The sequence below is a fragment of the Almyronema sp. genome (assembly GCF_052168255.1).
In the GTDB taxonomy this organism is placed as follows: Bacteria; Cyanobacteriota; Cyanobacteriia; order Phormidesmidales; family Phormidesmidaceae; genus Sphaerothrix; species Sphaerothrix epifaneia.
On sequence record NZ_JBQLZL010000091.1, the window covers coordinates 20,244 to 35,734 of the forward strand.

The window sequence follows — 15,491 nt, forward strand, 5'->3', positions numbered from 1 at the left end:
TCAAGCTTTCTGTCTGTTGCTATTTCTTGGTCTTGACTCATGACTCCTCAGACAACGCCTTTTCATCTTGATCGCTATCGCTGGAAAAATCGCCTCCTGCTGGTGTTTGCTCCTGCTAGCAGCAGTGAAGATTATCAACGGCAAAAAACACTGCTGGCTGACTGTAGCCAAGCACTCAAAGCGCGTGATCTGCTGATTGTAGAAGTTTTTGTTACCGATACTAGTACGCTCGATGGGCAACCGTTGAGTGCTGAAGATGCGGCTCGTTTGGGTGTACGCTTTGCGGTTGCCCCCAAAGAGTTTGCCGTTTTGCTCATTGGTAAAGACGGCACGGTTAAACGGCGCGATCGCCAGCCCATTCAGCCAAGCGACCTTTTTAGCACCATTGATGCCATGCCTCTGCGGCAGCACGAACTCGCCGCCGAGCGTTAAGAACATCGGCAGAAAGGGGTAAAATCACAAGCGCCTGTATAGAGCTGTGAATTCATGTCTGCTGCTATCGTTCATCTGACAGAGGCATTGCCGCACCACGTTTTAACCATTGCAGTGCCAAGCGGCGGTTTGGCACTGCAAGGACGAATTCAAGTCCCAGGGGACAAATCGATTTCTCACCGAGCTTTGATGCTAGGGGCGATCGCCCAGGGCGAAACCCGAATCAAAGGGCTGCTGCTAGGCGAAGACCCTTATAGTACCGCTCGCTGCTTTCAAGCTATGGGTGCAAAAATTTCAGACTTAGAAGCCGAGTGGATTAGCGTACAAGGGCTAGGCGTGGGCAATTTGCAGGAACCCACCAACGTTTTAGACGCTGGTAATTCTGGGACAACGCTACGGTTAATGCTAGGGTTATTAGCCGCTCAACCCGATCGCTTTTTCACCGTTACCGGGGATGATTCGCTGCGATCGCGTCCGATGTCGCGGGTGGTACAGCCCCTCACCCAAATGGGAGCCAAAATCTGGGGTCGTCAGGGAAATTCGCTCGCCCCTTTGGCCATTAAAGGTCAGTCATTAAACCCGATTCACTATGCTTCTCCGATTGCATCTGCCCAGGTAAAGTCCTGTATTTTACTGGCGGGGCTGATGATCGCAGGCTCAACCAGCGTCAGCGAACCCAGCCTTTCGCGCGATCACAGCGAACGTATGTTGCGTGCTTTTGGCGCTGATCTAAGCGTCGATCCCGAACAGTGCCGGGTAACGCTTGCGGGGCCAGCCCAGCTAACGGGGCAAACGGTGATTGTACCGGGTGACATCAGTTCAGCCGCTTTTTGGCTTGTGGCTGCTGCCATTACGCCTGAGTCTGAGCTAGTGATTGAGAATGTAGGTGTTAATCCTACCCGCACGGGTATTCTGGATGCCCTAGCCTTGATGGACGCTGATATTACCTTAGAAAATGAGCGTTTAGTGACGGGTGAACCTGTCGCAGACTTACGGGTTCGCTATCGACCGCTTCGAGGCTGTAGGCTAGCAGGTAGCCTGATTCCTCGCATGATTGATGAAGTGCCGATTCTGGCAGTTGCTGCCTTGTTTGCTCAAGGCAAAACTTTGATTCAAGATGCGGCTGAACTACGGGTAAAAGAAAGCGATCGCCTTGCAGTTATGGCCTCTCAGTTGCAAAAACTTGGAGCCAATGTAATTGAGCATGCCGATGGCCTGGAAATTGAGGGGGGAACCTCCCTTCAAGGAAGTCAGGTAGACAGTTATACTGACCATCGGATTGCAATGAGCCTAGCGATCGCAGCTTTAAGAGCAACCGGAACAACTTCAATTCAACGGGCAGAAGCAGCGGCTGTTTCATATCCTGACTTTACTAAGACCTTGGCAAAGATTTGTCATCCGGCTTAATTTAGTAAGTATTATTAGGCAGTATCTAGCCAGGATTTAGACAGGGTGCGCAATCAATGGCCTGCTCCCTGGGCTAAATATTTTTTGGCTTATCGCTCTTCAGCCTGTTTTCAGGTTTTTCCATTGACAACAGAGATGAATTGTTCAGGTGTACACACACGTCTACTTGTCTAAAGCCCAACGATTGACCTTTCTTTCTTGCAGCGGAGGCTCCAGCACTTAGTAGCATCCATGCAGAAAATTCTTGTGATTGAAAATGAGGTTGCAGCGAGAGAGAGGTTACAACAACTGCTCGAAGCCGAAGGGTATATCGTCACAGCGGCTGGCGATGGTCATTCTGGAATTCAGCTTGCAGCCGAACAATGTCCTGATTTGATTGTTTGCGCTGCAGCCCTAGGGGATATGGCAGGCCATGCGGTGCTAACCCAGATACAGCAAGACCCTGAACTGGCAATCTTACCCTTTATTTTACTTAGCGATCGCGCTGATGCCCCTTACCTGCGCAAAAGCATGGAATTGGGAGCAGATGACTGCTTGGTTAAGCCATTTACAGAAGCCGAACTGCTTTCTGCGATCGCGGCTCGCCTAGACAAGCAAAATGCCATTACTGAGCGTTATGTCAACATTTTGCGCCATACGGCAGAGCGCCTCAATCGCTTGGCCCACTACGACAGCCTCACCGATCTCCCCAACCATCGGCTGCTGTATCAGCGTTTGTCTCAATCAGTTGAAAAAGCACTGCAGCAGAATCAGCCTGTGGCCTTAATTTCTGTCAGCCTCGATCGCCTGCGGCAAGTCAACAACGTGATGGGATACCCCGCCGGAGATTCGCTTTTGCAAGCAACCGCCCAGCGTCTAACGGCCTGCTTGCCCAAACATGCAACCATTGCCCGTCTGACGGGGAATCAGTTTGCCGTTTTGCTCACCGCTTTTGACAATCGTCAGGCAGTTGTAGAGATTTCAGAAGAAATTATTGACTGTCTTTCGCGCCCGTTTTCTTTGCCAGGTCAGGAGGTCTTTCTGACAACCAGCATTGGTATCGCCCTTTATCCGGAAGATACGCAAGATATCAACGTCCTTCTGCGTCAGGCTGATGCCGCTTTAGACTGGGCCAAGCAGCAAAAAAGCCACTACTATCAGTTCTACCGTACCGATATGCCTGTGGTTTCTAGTGATGAAATTGTGCTAGAAACCTGGCTTCGATATGCGCTAGAGCGACAAGAATTTGAAGTTTACTATCAGCCCCAAAAGCAACTCAAATCGGGCAAGATTATTGGGGCAGAAGCTTTAATTCGCTGGTGCCATCCCGAACAGGGCTATATCTCTCCTAGCCAGTTTATTCCGCTGGCCGAAGAAACTGGGCTAATTGTACCGATTGGCGAATGGATTTTGCGCACCGTTTGCCAGCAGGCGCGGGTCTGGCAGCAGGGCGGGTTGCCGTCGATACGGATTGCCGTTAATTTATCTAGCGTGCAATTTAATCAGCCGCACTTGACTCGTACAATCGCTCAAGTTTTGTCTGAAACGGAATTAGCTCCCAACTGTTTAGAGCTAGAACTCACCGAAACTGCGCTAATGCAAGATACTGAAACGGCTGTGCGTGTGCTTAAAGAACTCAAAGCGCTGGGTCTTTGTATTGCAATCGATGACTTTGGCACTGGCTATTCTTCTTTGAGCTACCTCAAACAGTTGCCCATTGACATGCTCAAAATTGACAACTGCTTTGTCCGGGGGGTGACTGCCGACACCAAAAATATTGCCATCTTAACAGCGGTGATTCAAATGGCTCACGACCTAGAGCTAAGCGTCATTGCTGAAGGGGTGGAAACTCCCCACGAACTGGATTTTTTGATTGCCAATGATTGCGATATGGTGCAGGGTAACTTTGTTAGCCCGCCTTTAGCTGAGCCAGATATGCAAAAGCTACTGCGATCGCAATAGCAACTTGGTCTGAACCAACGCTATTGCGCCAGTGGCGGGTCCGAAGCGTACGGGTTGGTGAGCTAAACTGCCAGGGCATACTGTAGAAGAGGCTTGAGCTGCTAATGCGAAGCCGTTTGAACCCATGTGGCAGAAGCTCAGAAACCTTTATTTCAGCATCAGTACCTACCATGATCTCAGCCCTGATTTACAGCTACGACGCCAGGTTAATCAGTCTTTGCGATCGCGCGATCGCCTTAGCTTAGAAACGTGGTTTAGAAATTACTGGCAGGGTAGCGCTGCTCATCCTCAAGCCATCTGCTTAGACTTGATTCGGTTTGTTTATATCCATCTGCAAGATTACTCTGGCTTAGAAACCGGACGACTGCGCCCTAGCGATCGCCTAGTCGAAGACCTACAATTTCCTTCAGTTTGCTGGTTTGACTGGTCTATTGCCCTTTGCGACGACTTTTGTGCCACCTTCGGCATCGACATCAGCGATACCTTTGACGAAACCCAGCTACAAACCTTAGAAGACCTGGTTAACTGTCTGCATCAGTTCCTTAGCTTCAAGCAGTCCATTTCGTCTTCATAGCGGTCTGTTCTGTATGCCGACTCTGTAACAAGCACTTCCAACCCCTACCCATCGACGCTAAAGTAGAAAAACACAGCTTTGGCCTGCCAGTGGCTACATTGACAGGGCATCTTGTTCGTCGCGATTTACTTGTGTGATATCTGCAGAGGACCCCTATGCCTAGGACTCAGCGCAACGATAATTTCATCGACAAATCCTTTACCGTCATGGCAGATCTGATTCTTAAGCTGATGCCGACGAAGCAAAGCGCCAAAGAAGCCTTCGCCTACTATCGCGATGGCATGTCAGCTCAAGCAGATGGCGAGTATGCAGAAGCCATGCAAAACTACCAAGAAGCCCTAAAGCTAGAAGAAAATCCCTACGATCGCAGCTTTATCCTTTACAACATGGGTTTGATCCACGCCAGCAATGGCGAACACGATAAAGCGTTAGAGCAATACCAATCGGCTCTAACGCTCAATCCTCGGATGCCCCAAGCCCTCAATAACATGGCCGTCATTCACCACTATCGGGGTGAACAAGCTGAGGCAGAAGGCGATACCCAAACCGCCAATGAACAATACGACCAGGCCGCAGCTTACTGGCTCGAAGCCATCACGATTGCCCCCAACAACTACATCGAAGCGCAAAACTGGCTGAAAAATACGGGACGGATGAAGGCAGATATTTTTTACTAAAGCATTTTCAACCCGTAGCCAAGACCTGCAAACGTCTACAGAACTCATTATTTTCTGCTTATCCGCTAGTGCCCTTTCCCCAACTTTTTGGGGTTCATTCTCTTTAGCCAGCACGCTTTCTCATCCTCCCATGATTGATTTAGAACAAGTTCGCAAAGTTGCCCACTTAGCCCGCCTAGAACTGTCACCAGCCGAAGAACAACAATTTACCGGGCAGTTGAACGACATTTTGGACTACTTTGAGCAGCTGAACGAACTCAACACGGAAGCGGTTGAGCCTACTACTCGCGCTATTGAAGTCAGCAACATCACCCGTGCCGATCAGCTACAGTCTTTTGCGGAGCGGGAAGATTTACTCAGCCGCGCTCCCGATCGCGAGGAGAGCTTTTTCAAGGTGCCGAAGATATTGGCTGAATCCGATTAGTGGCGCTTTATGTCTGGCTGGCTTTGGCTGATTATTCGGCCCATTGCAGCGGTAGCTCAACCCCAAACGTTGTTCCCTGTTCACAATTAGATTGAACACTGATTTTGCCTCGCAATAGCTCAACAACCTGAGCCACAATCGCGAGTCCTAGTCCTGTGCTGTCTGAGAGTTGCAGGCCATGCTCGCCACGATAATACGGCTCGAAAATGTGAGCCTGCTCTTCTGGGCTGATACCTAAACCTGTATCGGTAACTGAAAGGGTAAACCTATCTTCTGCCTGCTGCTGGCAGGTAATGGTCACACTGCCGGTTTCGGTGTAGCGAATTGCGTTGCTCACCAAATTAGTCAGGAGCTGTTGAAACCGCAAAGCGTCAATCCAGATAGCTTGCTCTGGAAAGGTATTGTTAATTTTAAGGTCGAGGTTTTTGCGCTGAGCCAGCGGTTCTAAAGCAGCCACCACCTCGTCTAACAGAAGCGCAACGCTATTGGGGGCGGGGGTGAGCTTGAGCTTACCGGATCGATAGCGGGCTAGCTCTAAAGCATCGTTGATAATGTGTAACAAGCGTCGAGCATTGCCTAAGACTTGCTCGATACTGCGAAGATTTTGGGGAGAACTGCTATCTTGTTCGCTTTTACGCTGCTGTCTTAAAAATAAGTCGGAGAAGCCAATAATTGCTGTCAGCGGACTTTTGAGGTCGTGAGCGAGATGCACAATGTCTTCTTGCTGAGAAGTAATTAAGCGATCGAGTTCTTGATTGGTCAAGAGCATTTGGCCGCGGATATCTTCTAACTCTCGCAGGCGGTTGTCGGCGTAGCACTTGAAACACTGACCAATGACTACGTCTAGGAGTAAGTCGATCTTGCGTACACTTGAAAGCAGTTGGGTTTGTGGTAGCTGCAATAGATCAGCTTCGAGATGGGTCAAAATCACCTGCCGCAGCAGGCGATATTCCGTTGCTACTTCTTCCGCGTTGAACCCCTGTTCAGCCCGATGGTTGCCGTGTTCAACACCCGTTTCAGCCAGTTGTTGCAGATCAGTCGCTGACTGATCATCTAAGGTACGGGCCATTGCTTTGAGCAGATTAGGCAGGCTATCTAGCATTGCTTGCCGACTGAGATCGTGGCTACTTTGAATGCTTTCTTCTTGGTCAACCGAACTGATCCAGTCTTGGATGACCTGCTGACTTTTATCCAAAAGGGATTGACCAATATTCATGCTCAAGAATGGGCTGCTAAAAAGTCTGCGATCGCGTGGGTCAGTTGATCAACCTCACTTTCTAAACTGAGGTAGTGGACGCAGGCTCTAACACTATGCGGATTGAGCAGCGTGCGAAGGAAAAACCCCTGTTTTTCTAGATGTTGCACCAGTTGGGTTTGCAGTTCCCGGTGAGAGCCGACTGACGATTGAATTTGAAAAGAAACCAGACCTGAAGGGGGCGGGGTCGTACACAGGCAACGTATAGCTGGCAGCGCCTTGAGTTGCTGCCAAAGCTGCTGGCTGAGCTGACAAATCCGCTGATAGCGCTGTTCGGCCGTTCCCCACTGGTTTTGAATCGCGATCGCCGTCTTTAAGCCTGCTAGCAAAGGGTAATCGGCAGTAGCCACTTCAAAGCGTTGAGCATTCGGCTTCCAGCCAGTTGGATTGCCAGAACTGTCTAGCGTAATGCTGCGCCATCCAACAAAGGTCGGTTGCAACTGTTCTAGGCGGTCAGGGCGAACATACAAGCCGCCAATGCCAGCCGGCCCACACCACCACTTGTGCCCGGTAAACGCATAAAAATCTACCGGCAACGCTGTTAAATTCAAAGGCAGCATGCCAACGGACTGCGCTGCATCTACCAAGACCCAAACAGGTTCTGGAGTATGGGCATGGCAGCGGTTGATAATTTCTGCTAAAGGTAACACCTGCCCTGTGTTCCAGAGAATATGACTAATAACCAACAACCGCGTTTTTTCAGTCAGATGCTGGGCTAAGGTTTCAGCGATTGTTGCTGGGTTTTCCGTTCCTAAAATTGGGCAAACAGTCACTTCTACCTGAAAACGACGGCTAATTTCGGCAATGGCCGCAATCACACCCGGATGCTCACAGTCGCTCAGTAAAATATGGTCGCCAGCTTTCCAGGAGATACCCCACAGCGCGATATTACAACCGACAGTGACGTTTTCAGTTAAAGCGATCGCGTCAGGCTGTGTGCCTAATTCAGTGGCGATACTCTGTCGCGTTGCTGCTGCTGTTTCGCTAATCCACTGGTTAACGCTTTGGGCAAAAGGCCCCCTCTGCTGCACCTGCTGCTGCGCTTCATGAATCGCTTCTAAGGCCGCCTGGGCAATTGGGCCTTGCCCCCCATAATTGAAATAGCGCTTGTTGTTCAGCGCCAGAAACTGCTGGCGGTGAATCTTGGTCATTGCTGGCCCTGGTAAAGAGGCAGAAGAAGCTGACATAGCTTTTGTCAAAAGTGGGTGAGCCGTTCATTTTTCACTTTAACCTGTGTTTTCCGGCTAAAGAATACTCGCTGGAAAGTAAGCATTGTCAGATGAATGATGTATCGTTGAAAGGGAGCGGTCATTGTGGCAACTTAGTCTTTTCTCTTCTTTGTCTATGCCATTTCGGTCAAGCGTGCTTCAGACGATTCTTTTCTCTGTTAGCGTTAGTTTAGAAACCTTTGTCTGCTAGCTGCCCCCTGCCCTATTTTTCAGGAGCTGGGGGTTCCACCTCGGTTCCACCAAGAATACTGCCACGATATTTGCAGACAACGGAGCTTCAACCTGACGCCGAACCCTGCTGGATTACAGATAGTTGCCTGTTTCAATATCATCGCTGTAGTCGGCGGGCTTTTTTAGATCGTCACGGTGAAACCAGCTTACGCGCTCCTGCGAACGACTATCTGCTCAAGCTTAGGCAAGACAGCGCCGAGCACCGCCAAAGCGTTTTACATAGCTATCAGCCTTTGTCTGAACCTCCCTCTGGCGATCGCCTTGAGCAAGCTGCCGCCACCTATCGTTTAATGGAGCAGGGAGTAGACTACATCAGTCGCGGTGTTTTAATTTTTGAGATTGCGCCCAACTTAAGCTTGCTCAGCAGCCCTGATTTGCTGATTCGCCAACCGGGCAACGCTTACTTTGGCGAGTGGCATTATTTACCTGCTGATATCAAATTTGGTAAAAAGCCAAAGCTAGAGTATCAGCTAATTGCGGCTTTTCACGCCTATGTGCTGGCTGAGGTTCAAGGCCGCTGGCCAGAAACCAGTCTTTTGATTTTGCGTAGCAGTAAAGTGTGCGAAATTGACTTGCCCAAGCAACTGCCGCGCATGGAAGAACTGCTGCAAGCCTGCATTGCCACCCTGAGCCAGCCTCAAATACCTGAGGTGTTTATTTCCCATAGTCGCTGCGATTTGTGTCACTGGTTTAGCTACTGTCATCAAGAAGCCAAACAGCAAAATCACCTTTCGCTCATCCCAGGAATTACCCCCGCCCGCTACACGCATTTGCAGGCTGCTAATCTAACAACTCTGCGAGATCTGTCGCAGGCACAACCCGCGCAGTTGGCCTCCCTCCCCGGTTTTGGCGAACAGGTGGCAGAAAAGTTAGTACATCAGGCACAGGCGGCGTTGATGAACAAAGCGATCGCCCGTCTCTCTCCTCACAGTCCTTACGGATTTCCGTTAGCGCCTGAAGATTTACCGACAACTGAAATCGAGCTTTACTTTGATATTGAAGCCGCTCCTGACAAAAATTTAGTTTACTTGCATGGCGTGTTGGTAGTCGATCGCCGCCGCCAGAGCGAAACTTTTTATGCGTTGCTAGCGGAAGATCCTGATCAAGAGCAAGCTGCTTGGGAGCAATTTAAGAACTTGGTGCAGCAGTATCCAGAAGCGCCAATTTATCATTTTTGCCCTTACGAAGCCCAAACGGTTAAACGACTGGCTGAAGAATTTGGCACCCCTTTGGCTGAAATTCAGCCTTTGCTCAATCGCTTTGTTGATGTTCACAAATGCTTTAGTGAAGCTGTAACGTTGCCAATTGAAAGCTACGCTCTCAAACACATTGCCCGCTGGATTGGTTTTGACTGGCGCGATGCGGGAGCGAATGGAGCGCAGTCTATCTGCTGGTATGACGACTGGCTGACAACGGGCGATCGCACCTATTTAGAAGCTATCCTGCGCTATAACGAAGACGACTGTCGGGCTACGTACCACATAAAGGAGTGGTTGGTGAACTTTGCTCAAACTTTTTGGCCTTAAAAGCTAGCCGATCCTGGTTGCGCCGCTGAAACCAGAAAAAGTCGCAGATTTTTCAAAAAAATGTTTGACAGAATGCAACGTCTATCTGCACAATAGAGATCGCCTCGAACGGGGGCCTGTAGTTCAATTGGTTAGAGCACCGCCCTGTCACGGCGGAAGTTGCGGGTTCGAATCCCGTCAGGCCCGTTTAATTCAACTTATTTACTATGACTGTTCGTGTTCGCATTGCCCCCAGTCCAACTGGCAATCTGCATATTGGTACGGCCAGAACCGCTGTTTTCAACTGGCTTTTTGCTCGACATCAGGGCGGCCAGTTTATCTTACGGGTGGAAGACACCGATCAAGAGCGATCGCGGCCTGAGTTTACACAAAACATTTTAGAGGGTCTTTCGTGGCTGGGTCTCAATTGGGACGAGGGGCCGTTTTTTCAGTCTAAGCGGTTAGACCTCTATCGCGAGGCGATTCAAACGTTACTGGATAAGGGGTTGGCTTACCGGGCGTACGACACTGCTGCTGAACTAGATGCGATGCGAGAGCAGCAAAAAGCTAAGAACCAAGCACCTCGCTACGACAACCGCCATCGCGATTTATCCACAGAGCAGCAAGCTGCTTACGAGGCGGCAGGTCGCCAAGCAGTCATTCGCTTCAAAATCGACGACACTCGCGTGATTCGCTGGATAGACCTGGTTCGTGGCGCTATGACCTGGCAGGGCAGCGACCTCGGCGGCGACATGGTGATTGCCCGGGCGGCTTCGAGCCACTCTATTGGTCAACCGCTGTACAACCTGGCGGTAGTGGTAGACGACATTGATATGAAAATTACCCACGTCATTCGCGGGGAAGATCATATTGCCAATACGGCTAAGCAAATTTTGCTCTATGAAGCTCTGGCGGCAACGGTGCCTGATTTCGCCCACACGCCTTTAATTTTGAACCAGGCTGGGGCTAAGCTGTCAAAGCGAGATGGCGTGACTTCAATCTCAGATTTCAAACAAATGGGCTTCACAGCCGCCGCGATCGCCAACTATATGACCCTTTTAGGCTGGTCGCCGCCGGATGCGCAAGAGCGCTTTACGCTGGCAGAGGCAGCAGAAAAGTTTAGCTTTGATCGAGTTAACAAAGCAGGGGCTAAGTTTGACTGGGACAAACTTGACTGGCTCAACAGCCAATACCTGCATGAGATGCCGTCGGCTGAACTGCTCCAGCAGATAGCACCGTACTGGCAAGAGGCTGGCTACTCGTTTGATCTCCAGGCCGACCAAGACTGGCTAGCCGCGATCGCGGCTCTAATTGGCCCTAGCCTTACCCGTCTCAGCGACGCTGTGGATCTGGGTCACTTTTACTTCAGCGAAACCCTGCCTTTTAGCGAAGCAGCCCAAACCCAGCTTCAGCAGGCGGGGGTTGCGCCTTTATTGCAAGCGGTTTTAGCCGCACTCCGCCAGACCTCACTCCCGTCTGCTGAGGAAGCAAAGACGTTGATTAACCAGGTAACCAAAGCGCAAGGCGCTAAAAAAGGACTGGTGATGCGATCGCTTAGAGCCGCTCTTATGGCTGATATGCAGGGGCCTGATCTGGTTGATTCTTGGCTGATTTTGCATCAGCGAGGGTTTGACCAGCCACGACTTCAGGCCGCGATCGCCCTAGCTGGCACCTAACCTGCTCCAAAACTCCAAAACTAAAAGCTAGCGGTAGTCGTTACTTTGGCGGCAAATTTCTAATCCGCCAAGTGGCGTAAGTTTATACAGGCGATCATTTGGGGCACTTTAGCGACAAATTGCCTAAAACAGAGCTAAGGTCTGTTGGGCAGCAGGCTAGGAATTGACCCTTACCGTTAGACTTAACTCAATGCAGCACTCGGCAATGATGGCTTGGTTTAGCCTTACGCTGGCATTTTCAGGAACTTTTCTGGGATTGGTTGAGCAGAGCTTAGGTGACACAAACGATGTGCTAGAACCTATTGTGCTAGCTGTTGGGTTTACCCCTAACCCCACTCAGCGGAGTGGCGTTAGTGGAGGAGAGGTCGCTGCAGAAACCATCGTAGGCACCGCTCAAACGCCGACAGGGCCTTGCAATGGCTTTATTAGTGAACAGCCGGATCACATATTAACGCTGAATACTTTTTTTGAAGAGCTAGAAATTCAGATTTCCAGTCAGCGGGACACCACGCTGATTGTTCAGGGGGTTGGCGGTACCTGGTGTAGTGACGATGCTGCTAACCACAATCCCCGCCTTTCTGGCCAGTGGCAGGCAGGCACCTATAACGTTTGGGTGGGGTCGTATCGGCAGGGAGCTTATTATCCTTACCAGCTCGCTATTCGGCAACCAAATTAGCGCTTTCTTGGGCCTTCCCGCATAATAGAGCCATTGTTGGTCGGGTAGGCTTACAAGTCAGCGATGGCCAAAAGCGGCAGATGAAGACTCTGTCGTTAGTCACTCAGTTGACCCAGAAGCGGCAGCCAAGTCTGATTTCGGAGCACTAGCCTAACCAAGAATTGACCTGTCTGAAACAAACACGTTAAATTTAGTTAAGATAAGTCTCATAAACTAGTTAATTATCGGGAGGAACCTGGGGCTGTCTACGTTTAAGACAGTGCCTTCCGTCTAGAAAAAGTTTTAAGCAAAATGCTTTGTCTGGACTACGGGTTGGGGGACTGCCAAGATCCCTTTTTTACGTCAAGTTTTCGTTTGTGATTTTAGAGGCCGTCTAACTATGAAATTTTCCTGGAGAGTCGCCCTGCTGTGGGCACTGCCCCTGCTGATTATTGGCTTCTTCCTATGGCAGGGAGCCTTCTCAGGTTCGGCTGCCAACATAGGACAAAATGCTGCTAATACTCGCATGACCTATGGACGTTTCTTAGACTACTTAGAAGCGGATCGGGTAACGGCAGTTGATCTCTACGAAGGAGGCCGCACCGCTATCGTTGAAGCCGTTGATCCGGAGCTAGACAACCGCATACAGCGCTGGCGCGTAGATTTACCGGGTAATGCTCCTGAGCTGATTAGCCGCCTGCGGGATGCTGGCATCAATATTGATGCTCATCCGCCCCGTAACGACGGTGCTATTTGGGGCGTTTTGGGAAATTTACTGTTTCCGATCTTGCTGATTGGCGGACTATTCTTTTTGTTCCGTCGCTCCAGTAACGTTCCGGGTGGGCCAGGGCAAGCCATGAACTTTGGTAAGTCTAGGGCGCGTTTCATGATGGAAGCCAAAACCGGCATCATGTTTGACGATGTTGCGGGTATTGAAGAGGCCAAAGAAGAGTTGCAGGAAGTAGTGACCTTCTTGAAGAAGCCAGAGCGTTTCACCGCTGTCGGTGCCCGAATTCCTAAAGGGGTGCTTTTGGTCGGCCCTCCAGGAACCGGAAAAACCCTGTTGGCTAAAGCGATCGCTGGGGAAGCGGGCGTTCCTTTCTTCAGTATTTCTGGTTCTGAGTTTGTGGAAATGTTTGTGGGGGTAGGTGCCTCTCGCGTTCGCGACTTGTTCAAAAAAGCGAAAGAGAATGCCCCCTGCATCATCTTTATTGATGAGATTGACGCTGTTGGGCGTCAGCGGGGTGCTGGCATTGGCGGTGGTAATGATGAGCGAGAACAAACCCTCAACCAGTTGCTCACCGAGATGGATGGCTTTGAGGGCAACACCGGCATCATCATCATCGCTGCTACTAACCGGGCTGATGTGCTGGACTCTGCTTTGCTACGGCCTGGTCGCTTCGACCGTCAGGTTTCGGTTGATCCACCAGATATTAAAGGCCGTTTGGAAGTCCTCAAGGTTCATGCTCGCAACAAAAAGCTAGCTGATGAGATTTCTCTAGAAGCGATCGCCCGTCGGACACCTGGCTTTACCGGGGCTGATCTGGCCAACCTGCTCAACGAAGCGGCTATTCTCACTGCCCGTCGTCGCAAAGAAGCGATTACGATGAGTGAAATTGACGACGCCGTTGATCGGGTAATTGCTGGTATGGAAGGAACGCCGCTGGTAGACAGCAAGAGCAAGCGGCTGATTGCCTATCATGAACTAGGACACGCCATCATTGGTACCCTGGTTAAAGACCATGATCCGGTGCAGAAGGTAACGTTAATTCCTCGCGGTCAAGCCCAAGGTCTGACCTGGTTTACCCCCAGTGAGGAGCAAATGCTGATTTCGCGGGCGCAACTGCTTGCTCGGATTACAGGCGCTTTGGGAGGACGGGCGGCTGAAGACGTTATTTTTGGCGATGCCGAGGTAACAACAGGGGCAGGCAATGACTTGCAACAGGTTACCAATATGGCTCGTCAGATGGTAACGCGCTTTGGCATGTCAGATTTAGGCCCCCTGTCTTTAGAAAGCCAGCAGGGAGAAGTTTTCTTAGGGCGTGACTGGATGACCCGGTCTGAATACTCTGACGAAATTGCTTCGCGGATTGATGCGCAGGTGCGCTCGATTGTGGAGCATTGCTACGAAGATGCTAAGCGTATTGTGCGGGAAAACCGGGTGGTGATTGACCGCTTGGCTGATCTGTTGATTGACAAAGAGACGCTAGATGGCGATGAGTTCCGCCAGATCGTTTCTGAGTATACGACTGTTCCCGAAAAAGAGCAGTTAGCCTATCAGATTTAGCTCTTTTGTCAGGTATTTGACGCAGTAGGTTGTTTCAATCCTAAAGACTCGTTCACAATTGAACGGGTCTTTTCTTTATGTGAGCTATGCCTTTACCCAGCTTATATGTCGCCATTACCAATCATGGATTTGGCCATGCTACCCGTGCTGCCTCTGTAGCAGCCGCAATTCAAACCCGCTGCCCAGCGTTGCGCATTATTCTGACGACAACTGCGCCGGCTTGGCTGCTACAGTCTTATTTGCCCCATGCTTTTGAGCAGCGGCTGCAAGCGTATGATGTTGGCGTTATCCAGAGTGACAGTATGACGATGAATTATGCTGAAACGCTGGTGCAGTTGCAGAAAATTCGTGCCCAACAAGATGAGATCATTCAAGCTGAAGTTGAATTTATTAAAGCAAATCAGGTCGGACTAATACTGGCAGATATTCCACCGCTAGCGGCCCCTATTGCCCAGGCGGCTGGGATTCCTTGCTGGATGATGAGCAACTTTGGTTGGGATTTTATTTACCGTCCTTGGGGGGGAGCGTTTGTTGAAATCGCTGATTGGATTGTGGATTGTTTCAAGCAGTGCGATCGCCTGTTTCGCCTGCCGTTTCATGAAGCCATGTCTGCTTTTGGCCAAAAGGTCGATGTGGGGCTGACAGGAGGATCTCCTCATTACAGCGAAGCTGAACTGCGCGATCGCTTTGATATTAAAACCCCTAAAAATCAAACCATCTTACTCTCCTTTGGTGGGCTAGGGCTACAGAAAATTCCTTATGCAACGCTGCAACAGTTCCCAGAACGAACCTTTATCAGCTTTGATCGCAATGCGCCTGAACTGCCCAATCTTCGCCGGATTATAGATCGTCAGTATCGGCCAATTGACTTTATGCCGCTGTGCGATCGCGTTGTCTCTAAACCTGGTTTTAGCACCTTTTCAGAGGCTTGTCGGTTGGGCGTTCCGGTAGCGACGCTCACCCGCCAAGGCTTTGCCGAGTCAGCCCTTTTAGTAGAGGGCATTCAAGACGCCGCTTGCCATCAAATTATTGAGCCAAATAGCTTTTTTGCCGGAGACTGGGATTTTTTGCGGCAGACCCCCCACCCCCCTCGCCAATCTCAACCGATTCGTGTTGATGGTAATGACGCGATCGCTGAGGCAGTCGTGAGCTATCTCACGTGAGTTCTAGGTAAGGCAGGGAATAGCCCTCAATAGGT

Annotated in this window: 13 protein-coding genes and 1 tRNA gene; 12 read left to right on the forward strand and 2 right to left on the reverse strand. The window is 50.4% G+C overall.

Features of this window, described 5'->3' with window-relative positions:
* Window positions 1-39 precede the first annotated feature (39 nt).
* From ACTS3T_RS19455 to gatC, 6 genes are all read left to right on the forward strand, one after another.
* Window positions 40-432 carry a DUF4174 domain-containing protein gene (locus ACTS3T_RS19455; protein WP_377967767.1) on the forward strand — a complete coding sequence of 131 codons (393 nt, stop codon included), beginning with the start codon at window positions 40-42 and terminating at the stop codon, window positions 430-432.
* A 54-nt stretch (window positions 433-486) separates the two neighbouring features.
* A complete protein-coding gene (aroA, locus tag ACTS3T_RS19460; RefSeq protein WP_377967765.1) occupies window positions 487-1,839 on the forward strand; it encodes a 3-phosphoshikimate 1-carboxyvinyltransferase in 1,353 nt (450 codons plus the stop codon).
* 231 nt (window positions 1,840-2,070) lie between these two features.
* Entirely contained in the window at window positions 2,071-3,780 is a 1,710-nt protein-coding gene (locus ACTS3T_RS19465) for a putative bifunctional diguanylate cyclase/phosphodiesterase (protein ID WP_377967763.1), read from the forward strand.
* Window positions 3,781-3,904: 124 nt separating this feature from the next.
* A complete protein-coding gene (locus tag ACTS3T_RS19470; RefSeq protein WP_377967761.1) occupies window positions 3,905-4,354 on the forward strand; it encodes a hypothetical protein in 450 nt (149 codons plus the stop codon).
* A gap of 155 nt (window positions 4,355-4,509) precedes the next feature.
* Window positions 4,510-5,031, forward strand: a complete 522-nt coding sequence (locus ACTS3T_RS19475; RefSeq protein WP_377967759.1) for a photosystem I assembly protein Ycf3 — start codon at window positions 4,510-4,512, stop codon at window positions 5,029-5,031.
* Between the two features lie 130 nt (window positions 5,032-5,161).
* Complete coding sequence (gene gatC, locus ACTS3T_RS19480) at window positions 5,162-5,455, forward strand: Asp-tRNA(Asn)/Glu-tRNA(Gln) amidotransferase subunit GatC (protein WP_377967757.1); 294 nt, start codon at window positions 5,162-5,164, stop codon at window positions 5,453-5,455.
* A gap of 31 nt (window positions 5,456-5,486) precedes the next feature.
* On the opposite strand, the gene ACTS3T_RS19485 is transcribed toward gatC, so the two are convergent.
* Together ACTS3T_RS19485 and ACTS3T_RS19490 are read right to left on the reverse strand one after the other, a co-directional pair.
* Window positions 5,487-6,671: a sensor histidine kinase gene (locus ACTS3T_RS19485; RefSeq protein ID WP_377967755.1), complete on the reverse strand. Its 1,185-nt coding sequence runs from the start codon at window positions 6,669-6,671 to the stop codon at window positions 5,487-5,489.
* A 2-nt stretch (window positions 6,672-6,673) separates the two neighbouring features.
* On the reverse strand, window positions 6,674-7,897 hold the full coding sequence (locus ACTS3T_RS19490) for an aminotransferase class V-fold PLP-dependent enzyme (protein ID WP_377967753.1): 1,224 nt from the start codon (window positions 7,895-7,897) through the stop codon (window positions 6,674-6,676).
* A gap of 302 nt (window positions 7,898-8,199) precedes the next feature.
* On the opposite strand from ACTS3T_RS19490, the gene ACTS3T_RS19495 reads away from it, so the two are divergent.
* From ACTS3T_RS19495 to ACTS3T_RS19520, 6 genes are all read left to right on the forward strand, one after another.
* Window positions 8,200-9,696, forward strand: coding sequence for a TM0106 family RecB-like putative nuclease (locus ACTS3T_RS19495; RefSeq protein WP_377967751.1), 1,497 nt, complete (start codon window positions 8,200-8,202; stop codon window positions 9,694-9,696).
* A gap of 112 nt (window positions 9,697-9,808) precedes the next feature.
* A tRNA-Asp gene (locus ACTS3T_RS19500) sits at window positions 9,809-9,882 on the forward strand.
* 20 nt (window positions 9,883-9,902) lie between these two features.
* Entirely contained in the window at window positions 9,903-11,351 is a 1,449-nt protein-coding gene (gene gltX, locus ACTS3T_RS19505) for a glutamate--tRNA ligase (protein WP_377967749.1), read from the forward strand.
* Between the two features lie 190 nt (window positions 11,352-11,541).
* Complete coding sequence (locus ACTS3T_RS19510) at window positions 11,542-12,027, forward strand: hypothetical protein (protein ID WP_377967747.1); 486 nt, start codon at window positions 11,542-11,544, stop codon at window positions 12,025-12,027.
* A gap of 379 nt (window positions 12,028-12,406) precedes the next feature.
* A complete protein-coding gene (ftsH2, locus tag ACTS3T_RS19515) occupies window positions 12,407-14,293 on the forward strand; it encodes an ATP-dependent zinc metalloprotease FtsH2 (protein ID WP_377967745.1) in 1,887 nt (628 codons plus the stop codon).
* Window positions 14,294-14,379: 86 nt separating this feature from the next.
* On the forward strand, window positions 14,380-15,456 hold the full coding sequence (locus ACTS3T_RS19520) for a glycosyl transferase (RefSeq protein WP_377967743.1): 1,077 nt from the start codon (window positions 14,380-14,382) through the stop codon (window positions 15,454-15,456).
* Window positions 15,457-15,491 lie beyond the last annotated feature (35 nt).

Excerpts from the sequence above, each read along its gene's own strand:
- ACTS3T_RS19455 (WP_377967767.1), top strand. The coding sequence starts at position 40 with ATGACTCCTCAGACAACGCCTTTTCATCTTGATCGCTATCGCTGGAAA.
- aroA (WP_377967765.1), top strand. The coding sequence starts at position 487 with ATGTCTGCTGCTATCGTTCATCTGACAGAGGCATTGCCGCACCACGTT.
- ACTS3T_RS19465 (WP_377967763.1), top strand. The coding sequence starts at position 2,071 with ATGCAGAAAATTCTTGTGATTGAAAATGAGGTTGCAGCGAGAGAGAGG.
- ACTS3T_RS19470 (WP_377967761.1), top strand. The coding sequence starts at position 3,905 with ATGTGGCAGAAGCTCAGAAACCTTTATTTCAGCATCAGTACCTACCAT.
- ACTS3T_RS19475 (WP_377967759.1), top strand. The coding sequence starts at position 4,510 with ATGCCTAGGACTCAGCGCAACGATAATTTCATCGACAAATCCTTTACC.
- gatC (WP_377967757.1), top strand. The coding sequence starts at position 5,162 with ATGATTGATTTAGAACAAGTTCGCAAAGTTGCCCACTTAGCCCGCCTA.
- ACTS3T_RS19485 (WP_377967755.1), bottom strand. The coding sequence starts at position 6,671 with ATGAATATTGGTCAATCCCTTTTGGATAAAAGTCAGCAGGTCATCCAA.
- ACTS3T_RS19490 (WP_377967753.1), bottom strand. The coding sequence starts at position 7,897 with ATGTCAGCTTCTTCTGCCTCTTTACCAGGGCCAGCAATGACCAAGATT.
- gltX (WP_377967749.1), top strand. The coding sequence starts at position 9,903 with ATGACTGTTCGTGTTCGCATTGCCCCCAGTCCAACTGGCAATCTGCAT.
- ACTS3T_RS19510 (WP_377967747.1), top strand. The coding sequence starts at position 11,542 with ATGCAGCACTCGGCAATGATGGCTTGGTTTAGCCTTACGCTGGCATTT.
- ftsH2 (WP_377967745.1), top strand. The coding sequence starts at position 12,407 with ATGAAATTTTCCTGGAGAGTCGCCCTGCTGTGGGCACTGCCCCTGCTG.
- ACTS3T_RS19520 (WP_377967743.1), top strand. The coding sequence starts at position 14,380 with ATGCCTTTACCCAGCTTATATGTCGCCATTACCAATCATGGATTTGGC.